Here is a 13,536-nt window from a genome sequence, read left to right on the forward strand (position 1 = left end):
AAAAAACGCAGGACGGTCTGAGCCTGCGTTTTGGTTTCCTCAAATTTGGGAAAAGACCATATTATTTCAAAAATTTTTAGGAATGAAAATAAAATATTTAATATTTAGTCATGAAATCTCCAAGATTTTTGATTTGTTGTTTAATGATGTGGTATTGTTCAGTTGAGCTTTTAGGGAGAACATATCTTGTAGATCGTCCCTTACCTTCTATCTCAATATACTTTTTATTTTGTAGAGATTTCAAATTTTCTCTAAATTTATACTCAGTCATGAGAGAATTTTCGAGGACATCATTTTTAGTAATGCTACCATTTTTAATGATATATTCAAGTATTATCTTTTCATTATCTGATGTATCCGCATAAGAAGACAATAAGTCTACTTTCCAGATTGTAACAACAGTACTATCAAAGGTAGTGCTTACCTCAGGGATTTTTAGTTTATATTTTTTGGAAATATCAAAAATTTTTGGTCCACCTGATCCAGCTTTTTCGGACATCCCAATTCTACGGAATAATGAAGAGATTGTACTATTTCGCGTTTTGGAAGTTCCGCCATGTATAAATTCGGGAATAGAAATTTTCATCTTACCTGGATTTTTAAATTCATAGAAGTCTTGATAAGCTGTAATAACTATAGGAGAATCAAAGTCATAGTAAGCATGCATTAAGCAGTTTACTAAAGCTTCACGTATAGATTCAGATAGGTCTTTCTTGAATGGTAAACGGTGGGCAGATTCGTTATTAAACTCAAATCTATCATTTGTTGTAGTAGTTAATTTTTTATATGCTAAATTGAAAAAATCAAACATGTTTAAATCAGGGTACATCATATCCCCTGTTGAAATTCTATCGTTCCACCTAGTTGAAAGGGAGGTATCTTTTTCAAAATAGTCTAATTGAAATTTGGGATAACGAGAAATGATAGAATTGTACTTTCCAAAAAATATTAGTCCTCCTGCGGTTAATTTATATGTATTATCAATCCTGTCTTTTTTAAATACACCAATTTCGATTAGAAAATTTCTCAACGAAATGCTATTATATTTTATATTACCAGTAAGTTCAATTAATAATTGCTTGTAATGTTCTATTGTATCTAAATTTAAATCATTTTCGTCAAAATTATTAAGTAACTCACTATCAATATCATCATGAGAACTAGTCATCAGATATTTAAGTTCTTCTTTATCAAGTCGAACATCGCCTTCACCTAATCTTTTATATGACTCACGATAATCATTTTTTAGATGGACGGGTTTTTGGTGAGGATTCGCTTCTCTTACAGTGACTACCATGAGTTGTTTATTTTTGCCTGGAATGTCAATGTATTCAATATCATTATCGGTAAGTAAGTTACAGCTAACTTTTTGTTTGTTTGCGACTAAAGCGAATAAATTGTCTCGTATTTTTTGAGGATTATTGACTCCTTGGTAGGGGTCAATATTTTTTTCGTCTATCCCGAGAATTATTTTCCCGCCATTTGTATTTGCAAATGCTGAGTAGGTTTCCCAGAAAGATTCTGGAAGATCGTTTTTAGCTTTTTTGTATTCTAAATCAACCCCTTCAAATTTTAAGTCCATATTTTCCCTTCCTAAAATATAATGTTGCTTAAATTTATTTTTTTAAATGATTGTCACGCGAAAAAGTAAATTTGATAGATAATTAAAATCTTTGATTTCATCGTATTTCTAAGATATATTTTAAAATATTCACGCGAAAATCACGCGAAAATCGCGCGAATATTTGTAATCAAAATTCAATTGAAAAATGTAGAATTTTCAATAATAAAATAGATGGATTTAAAATCTATTTTATTATAACACAGAGATAAGAAAAAATAGATAGTGAGACGAGTTTAAATAGGATTACTCGTTATGAAATGTTAATTACTTTTGATGGCTTAACAAATATTATCAATAATGTAGTCATTCGAATGATTCTCATTGCAATGTACTGAAATTAACAAAAAGAAAAAACGCTTGAATCAGCGTTTTTCTTCTGTATTGATTCGTATTGAATGCTTACTTCACTTCTGTAAACACAACGTGTTTGCGAAGTTTTGGTGAGTATTTCTTCAATTGAAGACGGTCTGGAGTGTTACGTTTGTTTTTAGAAGTAAGGTACAAGCGTTCACCAGATTCTTTGTGTTCAAGTGTAATATTTACGCGCATGGTATCTCCCTTCTATTATTCAGCTGATGCAGCTTTAGCGATTTTACGTCCTTTGTAGTATCCTTTAAGTGATACACGGTGAGAACGTGAGTAATCTCCAGTAGTTTCGTCAAAGTTTACAGATGGAGCTGTTACTTTGTAGTGTGTACGACGTTTGTTTTTCTTCGCTTTTGAAGTGCGACGTGCAGGTACTGCCATTTTAATTTCTCCTTTTAAGATATAATTCAGTTAGGTTTGATTTTCATCAACTTTAATAGTATATCAAAACTTTTTTGTAAAGTAAAGTTACTTGACAAAAAAAGATGAAAAAATTCTCCTATTCGGCACGGCAGACAGGAGAAGGTGTTAAATATCAATCTCAAATGGTTCGTCAATGGTTTCTGATACGTATTTTCCGTCTTTCTTCCGTTGTTTGACACATTCTGTGAGGAGATATTCGATTTGGCCATTGACTGAACGAAAGTCATCTTCTGCCCATGATGTGAGTGCAGCGTATAACTTTGTTGAGAGTCGAAGGGGGATCTGCTTTTTTTAGCTTCAACCATCTTTAGTAAAGACTTCCTGTGTTGACAATTGGTTGTGCATCATGATTGCCACAAAGAACGACAAGGAGATTTGAAACCATGGCAGCTTTTCGCTCTTTGTCAAGCTCTACCAATTCCCCTTCATTGAGCCGTTCTAGTGCCATTTCAACCATTCCTATTAATTGTTATCTAAATGATATCGCTTTAATTTATAACGTCAAGAAAAAGTAGAAAAATAATTACTAAAAACTTTCAGCCCAATAATTTCTTTTAAAAGGTGAGATTATATTGTGCTCAAATACTCTTTTATTCTTATAACTTTTACACTATAATTGTAGTTAGAAAGGAAGAGAAATGTTTGATTATAGAGCACTAGTTATTTTGATGACTTTGATGGATCATGTGAGCTATCATTATATGAATTATCTGTTAAGGTGAGCTTACCTATAAAGGAAGTCAAAGAAGGAATAGATTATTTAGTGCCTTATCTAGCTAATAAAGGGATAGTGCTGGATAAAAAGCAAGGTCGCTATAGTTTATCAAATCGTACGAAGCAGTCTTTGACAGATATTATTAAGTCGGATGAATTGGTTTTACCAAAGTCGACTCGCTTAGCTTTGATCTATCTTTACACTTTTTGCCGATTAGATTTTATATCGAATAATCATTACCAAGACTTTTTGAAAGTAAGTAAGAATACAACCTTATCTGATATTCAATCATTAAGAAAGATTATGTTAGATAATGATTTGGAGCTAGGGTACAGTAGAGCAAAAGGTTATACTTTACACGGTTCAGAGTGGAATAAGCACCGTTTAGCTTTTCAAATGGTTAGTGAGTTGCTGGAATCCTCCATAGGAATTTGGGGTTTGGATTATGTTTTATCCAGTTGGGGGTATTCATTAACTTATGATTTGATAAATCAGGTAGTTAAAGATTATTATGAGAAGCTACAGCTAGTACCTATTGTTAATCAATTAAAAGTTTGCCTTTTCGGTTTAGTATTCATTCTGTGTAGGTATCAAAGGGATGTTGAAAGAGTAGGTCTTTCAGAGACATTAGTATCTCCTGTTATTCAAGATATAACCACTATTTTATTGGATACAGTGGTTGATTTGGGAATTATAGATACGGTGTTTTCTGAGGATGATTATCGCTATATCACCGTTTTATTATCAAGTTGCTTTGAAGGTGAAGTAGATGTTGCTCCGGTTTACTTTAATCAATTAACAGAGGCTATTATAAGTAGAATGGAAGATATTTCTTTGTTACATTTTAAACAAAGGGAAGGATTGAGAGAAAATCTTCGTCGCCATCTTATACCGGCTTACTATAGATTAAAGTTCGGTCTACCTAGTTCAAATGAATATGTGTTGCATGTTAAAGAACATTATCCTGATTTATTTGAACTAGTAAAAGATTCTTTGACTCCCTTGATGGACGCTATTGACAAGCCCATACCTGATAGTGAAACAGCATATTTTGTTATCCATTTCGGAGGTTATTTAAAGAAAGCAGATACTTTGCCTCAAAAATGGTATAAAGCAGCAATCATTTGTCCTAATGGTGTTAGTTCTTCATTGATGTTAAAAGAGAATCTATTAGCATTATTTCCTCAAATTGAGTTCATAGGAACCTCAAAGATTGATGATTTACAGGCGAAAACTAGTAGTGACTATGATATGGTTTTTTCTACCATAAAGGTGGAGACAGAAAAGCCAAATTATCTAGTTTCGGTTATGATGACTGAAGAGCAAGCAATACAACTAGTAGAACTAGTGTTAAAAGATTTTCCGAATTTAGAGTATGGGGATTTTGAGATTGAACAAATCCTGAATATTGTCAAAAGATATGGAATTATTACACAAGAATTGGAATTAAGATTGGCGTTAAAGAATTATCTTTATCAAAAAAATGATAGAAAGGAAATTGTACCAGTGCTAGAACAACTTATTACCAAAGAAACCTATCAGGTGAGTTCGCAAAAATTAGGATGGAAGGAGGCGATTCGTTTAGCAGCTAAACCGCTTTTGGATCAAGATAAGATAACTGAGAACTACCCTGAGGCAATGATTCAAAAAGTAGAAGAGTTTGGACCTTTTATTAATTTAGGGAAGGGAGTAGCAATTCCTCACGCTCGGCCAGATGAAGGTGTGAATGAAATAGGAATGTCAATGTTAGTTTTGGAAGAACCGATTTATTTATTGGATAATCCAGAACAAGAGGTAAGATTGTTGATTTGTATTGCAGCCATTGATAATGAAAGTCATTTAAAGGCTTTGTCACATTTAACAACAATTTTAAGAGATAAAAATCATGTTCAAACTTTAATATCATCAAAAAACTATGATGACATTGAAATGATAATTAAACAGGAGGATTAAATAATGTTAAAAATTGGTACAGCTTGTGGTTCAGGATTAGGTTCAAGTTTTATGGTACAGATGAATATTGAATCTGTATTGAGTGATTTGAATGTTTCAGATGTAGAAGTTGAACACTATGATTTAGGTGGAGCAGATCCAAATGCTGCTGATATTTGGATTGTTGGTCGTGATCTAGCTGATTCAGCTAGTCATCTTGGAGATGTTCGTATCTTAAATAGTATTATTGATATGGATGAACTACGAGAATTAATTACTAAACTTTGTGAAGAAAAAGGACTTATATAGGAGGCTAGCGTCATGATGAAGTTCATATTGGATATTGTTAGTACACCAGCTATTTTAGTAGCTTTAATTGCAATCTTAGGATTAGTTCTTCAGAAGAAGAAATTACCTGATATTATTAAAGGTGGAATTAAGACCTTTGTTGGTTTCTTAGTTGTATCTGGTGGTGCAGGAATTGTACAAAATTCTTTAAATCCATTTGGTACCATGTTTGAGCATGCTTTTCATTTATCTGGCGTTGTGCCGAATAATGAAGCAATTGTAGCTGTAGCTTTAACAACATATGGCTCAGCTACTGCAATGATTATGTTTGCAGGTATGGTATTCAATATCTTAATTGCTCGTTTTACTCGATTCAAATATATCTTTTTAACAGGGCACCACACTCTATATATGGCGTGTATGATTGCAGTCATTTTATCAGTTGCTGGCTTTACAAGTTTGCCTCTTATCTTACTAGGAGGATTAGCACTCGGTATTATTATGAGTATTTCCCCAGCATTTGTGCAAAAATATATGGTTCAATTAACTGGAAATGACAAGGTGGCTTTAGGTCATTTCAGTTCTTTGGGATATTGGTTGAGTGGTTTTACTGGTAGCCTTATCGGTGACAAATCAAAATCAACAGAGGACATTAAATTTCCAAAGAGTCTAGCTTTTTTACGTGATAGTACTGTTAGTATTACTTTATCCATGGCAGTTATTTATATTATTGTAGCTATCTTTGCAGGGTCAGAATATATAGAAAAAGAAATCAGTAGTGGTACAAGTGGTCTAGTTTATGCTTTACAATTAGCAGGTCAATTTGCAGCAGGTGTATTTGTTATTTTAGCAGGTGTTCGCCTTATTTTGGGTGAAATTGTTCCAGCCTTTAAAGGTATTTCAGAGCGTCTTGTACCTAATTCAAAACCTGCTTTGGATTGTCCGATTGTTTATACTTATGCACCCAATGCAGTTCTAATTGGATTTATCTCTAGTTTTGTTGGTGGTTTAGTAAGTATGGCAATTATGATTGCTTCAGGAACGGTTGTTATATTACCAGGCGTTGTGCCTCATTTCTTCTGTGGAGCGACTGCAGGTGTTATTGGGAATGCATCTGGTGGTGTTCGTGGAGCCACTATTGGAGCATTTTTACAAGGTATTTTAATCAGTTTTCTTCCAGTCTTTTTAATGCCAGTTTTGGGAGGACTTGGTTTCCAAGGATCAACTTTCTCAGATGCAGATTTTGGTCTATCAGGAATTATTTTAGGAATGTTAAATCAATTTGGCTCACAAGCAGGCATTGTGATTGGTCTTGTTCTTATTTTAGCAGTTATGTTTGGAGTATCCTTTATTAAAAAGCCATCTGTAAAGGAGGAATAAGGGATGATTTTAAGTAAAAATAGAGAAGATGAGTTAAGAAAATTTGCGACTAACATCCGATTAAATACTCTTGAAACCTTGAATCATCTTGGATTTGGTCATTATGGAGGGAGCCTGTCTATCGTAGAAGTTCTAGCAGTGCTTTATGGTGAAATAATGCCAATGACTCCAGAAATATTTGCATCGCGAGATAGAGATTATTTCATATTATCAAAAGGTCACGGAGGACCAGCTCTATACAGTACACTCTATTTGAATGGTTTCTTTGACAAAGAATTCTTATATTCTTTAAATACAAATGGAACCAAATTACCGTCTCATCCTGATAGAAATCTAACGCCAGGCATAGATATGACAACGGGCTCTTTAGGACAAGGAATTAGTGTTGCAACCGGACTTGCATATGGTCAGAGAATAAGAAAAAGTCCCTTTTATACCTATGCTATTGTTGGAGATGGTGAGTTAAATGAGGGACAATGTTGGGAGGCTATACAGTTTGCTTCTCATCAACAGTTATCTAATTTAATTGTATTTGTAGACGATAACAAAAAACAATTAGATGGTTTTACAAAGGATATTTGTAATCCAGGTGATTTTGTAGAAAAATTCTCATCATTTGGATTTGAATCCATTAGGGTCAATGGTTCAGATATTAGAGAAATTTATGAAGGGATTATCCAATTAAAACAGTCAAATAATTCATCCCCTAAGTGTATTGTATTAGACACTATTAAAGGTCAAGGAGTTCGAGAGCTGGAAGAAATGAAATCCAATCATCATCTTCGCCCTACTGTAGAGGAGAGACAAATGTTAACTTCAGTTGTAGAAAGATTAAGTCAGGAATTGGAGGAAACAGAATGATGAGAAGTACGAAAGAATTACGACATGTGTATAGAGATTTCCTTCTAGAGGCTAACCAAAGTTATTCTGATATAGTAGTTTTAGAAGCAGACTTGTCAAGTTCTATGGCTACTAATAATCTTGAAAAGGACTTTGGAGACCGTTATGTGAATGTTGGAATAATGGAAGCAGAAATGGTCGGGCTTGCAGCAGGTTTATCTATTCAGGGGTTTAGACCTTATCTTCATACATTTGGCCCTTTTGCTTCAAGAAGAGTATTTGATCAATTATTTATTTCTCTTGGGTACGCACAATTGGATGCCACTGTGATTGGCTCAGATGCAGGAGTAACGGCAGAGATGAATGGTGGAACACATATGCCATTTGAAGAAATTGGATTGTTACGTTTAATTCCTAAATCAATCATTTTTGAAGCAACTGATGATATCCAATTTCATGAAATCTTGAACCAGACATTATACTTAAAAGGACTAAAATATATTCGAACAATTAGAAAAGCTCCAGAGGCTGTATATCAAGGTGGAGAAGACTTTTCTAAAGGCTACATTGAGTTAAGACACGGTGAAGATGTTGTAATAGTTGCTTCTGGCATAATGGTTGCTCCAAGTATTCGAGTTGCGGATGAACTGTCTAAATTAGGTTATTCAGAGGTGTGATAGATTTATTTAGAATTAAACCGATACCAGAACAGATAAAAACAATGTTAAGTGGAAAAACTATATTTACTGTAGAAAACCACAATCAGATAGGTGGAATTGGCAGTGCTTTATGTGAATTATTCTCTGATGATGGAATAACAAAAATTCATCGGATGGGTGTTCAAGAAAGATTCGGTCAAGTTGGGAAAATGGATTATCTTCTTAATGAGTATGGTTTGAGTGAATCGAATATAAAAGAGAAAGTTCTAGAGTTTTATAATGCAAGATAGATGTTAAATACACTTATCTGAAAGAACTTCTGTAAAAATTACATTACGTTATTTAAAGCAAGCGGATTAAAAGCATATTCTGGTCATCAGAAAGTGCCCTGATCCGCTTTGTTGTTTTTAATTTAAAATGTTTATATGTATATAGAATTTTCTGAAAATTCAAGAATTTTCTTCTGTTCATTGCTTTTAAAATGTGCTATAATAGTAAAAACTGAAATGGGAGGGATAAGATGACTGAATTAGATAAACGTCACCGCAGTAGCATTTATGACAGTATGGTAAAATCGCCAAACCGTGCCATGCTTCGTGCGACTGGTATGACAGATAAGGACTTTGAAACACCGATTGTTGGGGTTATTTCGACTTGGGCGGAAAATACGCCATGTAACATCCACTTGCATGATTTTGGGAAATTAGCCAAAGAAGGTGTAAAATCGGCAGGTGCTTGGCCTGTGCAGTTTGGGACTATTACCGTAGCGGACGGGATTGCCATGGGAACGCCTGGTATGCGTTTCTCTTTGACATCTCGTGATATCATTGCAGACTCAATCGAGGCGGCTATGGGTGGCCACAATGTCGATGCTTTTGTTGCTATCGGTGGCTGTGATAAGAACATGCCTGGTTCTATGATTGCTATTGCCAATATGGATATTCCAGCAATTTTCGCCTATGGTGGAACTATTGCACCGGGAAATCTTGATGGCAAAGACATCGACTTGGTTTCTGTCTTTGAGGGTATCGGAAAATGGAACCACGGTGATATGACAGCTGAGGACGTGAAACGTCTTGAATGTAATGCCTGCCCTGGCCCTGGTGGTTGTGGTGGTATGTATACAGCTAATACCATGGCGACTGCTATCGAAGTTCTCGGTATGAGTTTGCCAGGGTCTTCCTCTCACCCAGCTGAATCAGCTGATAAGAAAGAAGACATCGAAGCAGCAGGACGTGCTGTTGTTAAGATGTTGGAGCTCGGTCTCAAACCGTCAGATATCTTGACTCGTGAAGCCTTTGAAGACGCCATTACTGTAACTATGGCTCTCGGTGGTTCTACAAACGCCACTCTTCACTTGCTTGCCATTGCCCATGCTGCCAATGTTGACTTGTCACTTGAGGACTTCAATACAATCCAAGAACGTGTGCCTCACTTGGCCGACTTGAAACCATCTGGTCAGTATGTCTTCCAAGACCTCTACAAAGTCGGTGGTGTGCCTGCGGTTATGAAGTACTTGTTGGCGAATGGTTTCCTTCATGGCGACCGCATCACATGTACTGGTAAGACAGTTGCTGAGAACTTGGCTGATTTTGCAGACTTAACCCCAGGTCAAAAAGTCATCATGCCACTGGAAAATCCAAAACGTGCGGACGGTCCGCTTATCATCTTGAACGGGAACCTTGCTCCTGATGGTGCGGTTGCCAAGGTATCAGGTGTTAAAGTGCGTCGTCACGTTGGACCAGCTAAGGTCTTTGACTCAGAAGAAGATGCGATTCAGGCCGTTCTGACAGATGAAATCGTTGATGGCGATGTAGTCGTTGTTCGTTTTGTTGGACCTAAGGGTGGTCCTGGTATGCCTGAGATGCTCTCGCTTTCATCAATGATTGTTGGTAAAGGTCAGGGAGATAAGGTTGCCCTCTTGACGGATGGTCGTTTCTCTGGTGGTACTTATGGTCTGGTTGTTGGACATATCGCTCCTGAAGCTCAGGATGGTGGACCGATTGCCTACCTTCGTACAGGCGATATTGTTACGGTTGACCAAGATACTAAAGAAATTTCCATGGCCGTATCCGAAGAAGAACTTGAAAAACGCAAGGCAGAAACAACCTTGCCACCACTTTACAGTCGTGGTGTCCTCGGTAAATATGCCCATATCGTATCATCCGCTTCACGCGGAGCCGTGACAGACTTCTGGAATATGGACAAGTCAGGTAAAAAATAAACTTAAAAAGCAAGCCAACTTCGGCTTGCTTCTTTTCATCTTCAAAAGTGATTTAGCTGCTTATACTCAATAAAAATCAAAGAGCAAACTAGGAAGTTAGCCGCAGGTTGCTCAAAACACTGTTTTGAGGTTGCAGATAGAACTGACGAAGTCAGCTCAAAACACTGTTTTGAGGTTGTGGATAGAACTGACGAAGTCAGTAACATATACCTACGACAAGCCGACGCTGACGTGGTTTGAAGAGATTTTTGAAGAGTATTAACGAGGTGGCAGTCCAAGGGCAATACGGCCGTAGCGACTGATTCGTGTGATTTTCCAAGCAGGTGACCAGGTAACTTCAACCTTGACATCTTCGATACCCTCGATTTGTTTCAGACTTGCTACGATTTCGATAGGCAGGCTTTCGGCACAATCGCAGGCAGTGTCGGTGAAGGTCATGACAATCTTGCAGAGACCTGTTTCGTCCAGATTGATTTCATAGATCAGCCCTAGATTGTAAACATCCAATTCCACATCTGTATCAAAAACCTTCTCTAGTTTTTCGATAATTTGGTCTTGCAAGGCCAAAGCGCGGTCATTGATTTTGATATCCTCTCTCATTACAGTCCCTCCACGTGATAAATATCCTCTATTTTCTCATAATTCTGACAATTTGGCAAGTTTTTGATGAATTTTCTGAAAAATATGATAAAATGAAGAAAATACTGAGTCAAGGGGAAGCCTATGGAGCAGATTGGAAAAGTCTTTAGACAATTACGAGAGTCAAGAAATATCTCGCTGAGACAAGCAACTGGGGGACAATTTTCGCCGTCTATGTTATCTCGATTTGAAACAGGTCAGAGTGAGCTTTCGGTGGAAAAGTTTCTATTTGCCCTAGAAACTATATCTGCCAGTGTAGAGGAAATCCTCTTTCTGGCGAGAGGGTTTCAGTATGATACAGATTCTGAGTTGAGAAAAGAAATCATAGATGTCTTGGATCCAAAGAACATAGCACCTCTTGAGGACTTGTATCGCAGGGAGTATCAAAAGCATATCCATTCTCACAACAAACAGAAACATATTCTAAATGCCATTATGATCAAGTCTTATATGAAGGGCATGGATGAAAGGGTAGAGTTAACAGCAGAGGAAGGAAAAGTCCTTCATGATTATTTGTTTTCTACCGAGATCTGGGGAATCTATGAACTCAATTTATTTTCAGTCAGTTCTCCATTTTTATCTGTTTCTCTTTTTACTAGATATGTACGAGAAATGGTCCGCAAATCTGATTTTCTAATGGGAATGTCTGGCAATCGAAACCTTTTTCACACTATACTATTGAATGGCTTTTTAGCCAGCATTGAGTGTGAAGAATTTACCAATGCCTCTTATTTTAAACGTGTTATCGAAGAGCATTTCTACAATGAAAATGAAACCTATTTCCGAATTGTCTATTTGTGGGCGGAAGGTCTCCTTGATAGCAAGCAAGGCAGAGTCAAAGAAGGCCAGAAAAAGATGGAGGATGCTGTCCGTATTTTTGAGATGCTTGGTTGTAATAAATCTGCCGAATACTATAGAAAAACTCTCGATTCTTGAATATCTGCAAACTAAGAAAATCATTTGAAATTTTAAGCGATAGAACTGATGGGCTCTCTCGTGTCACTGGAGAAATTCTATCGTTTCTTTTTGCTCATTTCATTTGTTGCATATATTCAAAAGTTTTTTCTCTCAAATTTCCAAGTGCTATACTATAGTCATACTTTACATAAGAACTTCGAACAAGAAGGGAGATTACCTATGAAACTATTGTTCAGAAATCAAGCTTATCGTCTCTTGACTTTGTCACGCTTCTTCAATGCTTTTGGTGCTTCGATTTTCAATCTGGTCTTTATCGTCTATGCATCGACCTTGCAACAAGCCTCTTTTGCGGTTGCCATGGCGAATATTGTCATGATTCTTCCGACTCTCTTTACAGTTTTTGTAGGGATTCGGGCAGATTACACGAGGGACAAGGTCAAATGGATGGTTTATAGTGGTTTGTTTCAGGCGGTTTTATTTTTTCTGGCAGCCCTAGTTGTCCAGCAAGCTAGTCTCTTTGCCTTTTCTAGCCTGTGTTTAATCAATGTCATTAGTGATGTCATCAGTGATTTTGCAGGTGGTTTGCGCATGCCTCTCATTAAAGAAAAAGTAGCTGAAGATGATCTGATGGAGGCTTATTCTTTTTCCCAGTTCATCACCTATATTTCAGCTATTGGTGGTCAAGCTTTTGGAGTCTGGCTCTTAGGTCTATCGGTCAACAATTTTTCTCTCGTTGCGGGAATCAATGCCTGTTTTTTCCTCGTATCAGCTTCTGTTCTCTTTTTAGGAAGAAGCAAATTGAGCCTGTCAATTTCATCTCCTGATGGTGAATCACTAAAAAATGAGAAGCTTCCTATCAAAGACCAGTTCCTAACGATTTATCGAAATTTACGTCTCGTTTTTCTTAAAAGTGGACAGAAAAACTTTGGTTTTATGCTCTTTGCTGTCTTGCTTATCAATGCCTTGGGTGGCGCTTTGGGTGGAATTTATAATATCTTCTTTTTGAGCCATTCTCTCTTGAATTTTTCTTACACAGAGACACTATTTATCAATCAAGTCTGTGTTTTGTTAGCAATCATCATTAGTAGCCTTACGGGCAATGATTATTTTGGGAAGCAGTCTTTGCCTAGATTGATGATGTGGGCTACCGTAGGACTTAGTCTAATTGGTCTGGCTAACGTATTCAATCAAGTCGTACTTGGTTTGCTATTTCTCTTTTTAACTCTGTATGTGTCTGGTAAAGTTCAACCAAAGATTAGTGCCATGCTCATGAAAAATCTAGCTCCAGAGGTTCTAGCTCGTACCAGTAATTTTTTAGGTTTATTGTTTACCTTATCCATACCTGTGGGAACAGCCTGTTTTTCACTTGTAGCTGTATGGAATATACAGTTGACTTGGATGCTATTTGTTGGTCTTTCCTTGCTAGCTATTCTTTTGACAGGTCTTAATCTCAAAAATGATATTTGAATCCTAATTTTTTCTCTCACTGTTTTAATCACTCTATTTATGGTAAAATAAGACTATTAAG

The 13,536-nt window shown here is 36.4% G+C and carries 12 protein-coding genes and 2 pseudogenes; 8 read left to right on the forward strand and 6 right to left on the reverse strand.

The genetic code is table 11. The features are described from left to right. Positions 1-97 precede the first annotated feature (97 nt). The 5 genes from AC6I9F_RS00565 to AC6I9F_RS00585 all read right to left on the reverse strand — a co-directional run bounded on the left by AC6I9F_RS00565 (position 98) and on the right by AC6I9F_RS00585 (position 2,861). On the reverse strand, positions 98-1,582 hold the full coding sequence (locus AC6I9F_RS00565; protein ID WP_498022160.1) for a DUF8451 domain-containing protein: 1,485 nt from the start codon (positions 1,580-1,582) through the stop codon (positions 98-100). A 441-nt stretch (positions 1,583-2,023) separates the two neighbouring features. Then, a complete protein-coding gene (rpmG, locus tag AC6I9F_RS00570) occupies positions 2,024-2,173 on the reverse strand; it encodes a 50S ribosomal protein L33 (RefSeq protein WP_001265622.1) in 150 nt (49 codons plus the stop codon). A gap of 15 nt (positions 2,174-2,188) precedes the next feature. Continuing rightward, positions 2,189-2,371 (reverse strand): 50S ribosomal protein L32, encoded by a 183-nt coding sequence (gene rpmF, locus AC6I9F_RS00575; protein ID WP_000290417.1) that lies wholly within the window; start codon positions 2,369-2,371, stop codon positions 2,189-2,191. 147 nt (positions 2,372-2,518) lie between these two features. Further along, positions 2,519-2,695, reverse strand: coding sequence for a type II toxin-antitoxin system antitoxin (locus AC6I9F_RS00580; protein ID WP_033607100.1), 177 nt, complete (start codon positions 2,693-2,695; stop codon positions 2,519-2,521). Positions 2,696-2,720: 25 nt separating this feature from the next. Next, the gene (locus AC6I9F_RS00585; protein WP_001162849.1) at positions 2,721-2,861 is read right to left on the reverse strand and encodes a hypothetical protein; all 141 of its coding nucleotides are present in this window, start codon (positions 2,859-2,861) and stop codon (positions 2,721-2,723) included. A gap of 190 nt (positions 2,862-3,051) precedes the next feature. On the opposite strand from AC6I9F_RS00585, the pseudogene AC6I9F_RS00590 reads away from it, so the two are divergent. The 6 genes and pseudogenes from AC6I9F_RS00590 to ilvD all read left to right on the forward strand — a co-directional run bounded on the left by AC6I9F_RS00590 (position 3,052) and on the right by ilvD (position 10,451). Beyond that, positions 3,052-5,081, forward strand: a pseudogene (locus tag AC6I9F_RS00590) (BglG family transcription antiterminator). A gap of 3 nt (positions 5,082-5,084) precedes the next feature. After that, positions 5,085-5,369 carry a PTS sugar transporter subunit IIB gene (locus AC6I9F_RS00595; protein ID WP_000912476.1) on the forward strand — a complete coding sequence of 95 codons (285 nt, stop codon included), beginning with the start codon at positions 5,085-5,087 and terminating at the stop codon, positions 5,367-5,369. 12 nt (positions 5,370-5,381) lie between these two features. Then, positions 5,382-6,728: a PTS ascorbate transporter subunit IIC gene (ulaA, locus tag AC6I9F_RS00600; protein ID WP_000975300.1), complete on the forward strand. Its 1,347-nt coding sequence runs from the start codon at positions 5,382-5,384 to the stop codon at positions 6,726-6,728. 3 nt (positions 6,729-6,731) lie between these two features. Then, positions 6,732-7,589, forward strand: coding sequence for a transketolase (locus AC6I9F_RS00605; protein WP_166732271.1), 858 nt, complete (start codon positions 6,732-6,734; stop codon positions 7,587-7,589). Next, positions 7,586-8,517 (forward strand): annotated as a pseudogene (locus AC6I9F_RS00610) (transketolase family protein). Before AC6I9F_RS00605 ends, AC6I9F_RS00610 begins: the two are co-directional and overlap by 4 nt. Positions 8,518-8,747: 230 nt before the next feature. Then, positions 8,748-10,451 carry a dihydroxy-acid dehydratase gene (ilvD, locus tag AC6I9F_RS00615; protein WP_498022173.1) on the forward strand — a complete coding sequence of 568 codons (1,704 nt, stop codon included), beginning with the start codon at positions 8,748-8,750 and terminating at the stop codon, positions 10,449-10,451. A gap of 258 nt (positions 10,452-10,709) precedes the next feature. On the opposite strand, the gene AC6I9F_RS00620 is transcribed toward ilvD, so the two are convergent. Next, positions 10,710-11,051: a metal-sulfur cluster assembly factor gene (locus AC6I9F_RS00620; protein ID WP_498022175.1), complete on the reverse strand. Its 342-nt coding sequence runs from the start codon at positions 11,049-11,051 to the stop codon at positions 10,710-10,712. Positions 11,052-11,174: 123 nt separating this feature from the next. Here AC6I9F_RS00620 and AC6I9F_RS00625 point away from each other — a divergent pair, with 123 nt between their 5' ends. Both AC6I9F_RS00625 and AC6I9F_RS00630 read left to right on the forward strand, forming a co-directional pair. After that, positions 11,175-12,026 (forward strand): Rgg/GadR/MutR family transcriptional regulator, encoded by an 852-nt coding sequence (locus tag AC6I9F_RS00625; RefSeq protein WP_498022176.1) that lies wholly within the window; start codon positions 11,175-11,177, stop codon positions 12,024-12,026. Positions 12,027-12,227: 201 nt separating this feature from the next. Further along, entirely contained in the window at positions 12,228-13,475 is a 1,248-nt protein-coding gene (locus tag AC6I9F_RS00630) for an MFS transporter (RefSeq protein WP_173276590.1), read from the forward strand. The last annotated feature ends 61 nt before the right edge of the window (positions 13,476-13,536 follow it).

The sequence above is a fragment of the Streptococcus nakanonensis genome (assembly GCF_059738785.1).

Bases quoted from the DNA above. Each gene is read 5' to 3' on its own strand.
- AC6I9F_RS00565 (WP_498022160.1), bottom strand. From the start codon at position 1,582: ATGGACTTAAAATTTGAAGGGGTTGATTTAGAATACAAAAAAGCTAAA.
- rpmG (WP_001265622.1), bottom strand. From the start codon at position 2,173: ATGCGCGTAAATATTACACTTGAACACAAAGAATCTGGTGAACGCTTG.
- rpmF (WP_000290417.1), bottom strand. From the start codon at position 2,371: ATGGCAGTACCTGCACGTCGCACTTCAAAAGCGAAGAAAAACAAACGT.
- AC6I9F_RS00585 (WP_001162849.1), bottom strand. From the start codon at position 2,861: ATGGCACTAGAACGGCTCAATGAAGGGGAATTGGTAGAGCTTGACAAA.
- AC6I9F_RS00595 (WP_000912476.1), top strand. From the start codon at position 5,085: ATGTTAAAAATTGGTACAGCTTGTGGTTCAGGATTAGGTTCAAGTTTT.
- ulaA (WP_000975300.1), top strand. From the start codon at position 5,382: ATGATGAAGTTCATATTGGATATTGTTAGTACACCAGCTATTTTAGTA.
- AC6I9F_RS00605 (WP_166732271.1), top strand. From the start codon at position 6,732: ATGATTTTAAGTAAAAATAGAGAAGATGAGTTAAGAAAATTTGCGACT.
- ilvD (WP_498022173.1), top strand. From the start codon at position 8,748: ATGACTGAATTAGATAAACGTCACCGCAGTAGCATTTATGACAGTATG.
- AC6I9F_RS00620 (WP_498022175.1), bottom strand. From the start codon at position 11,051: ATGAGAGAGGATATCAAAATCAATGACCGCGCTTTGGCCTTGCAAGAC.
- AC6I9F_RS00625 (WP_498022176.1), top strand. From the start codon at position 11,175: ATGGAGCAGATTGGAAAAGTCTTTAGACAATTACGAGAGTCAAGAAAT.
- AC6I9F_RS00630 (WP_173276590.1), top strand. From the start codon at position 12,228: ATGAAACTATTGTTCAGAAATCAAGCTTATCGTCTCTTGACTTTGTCA.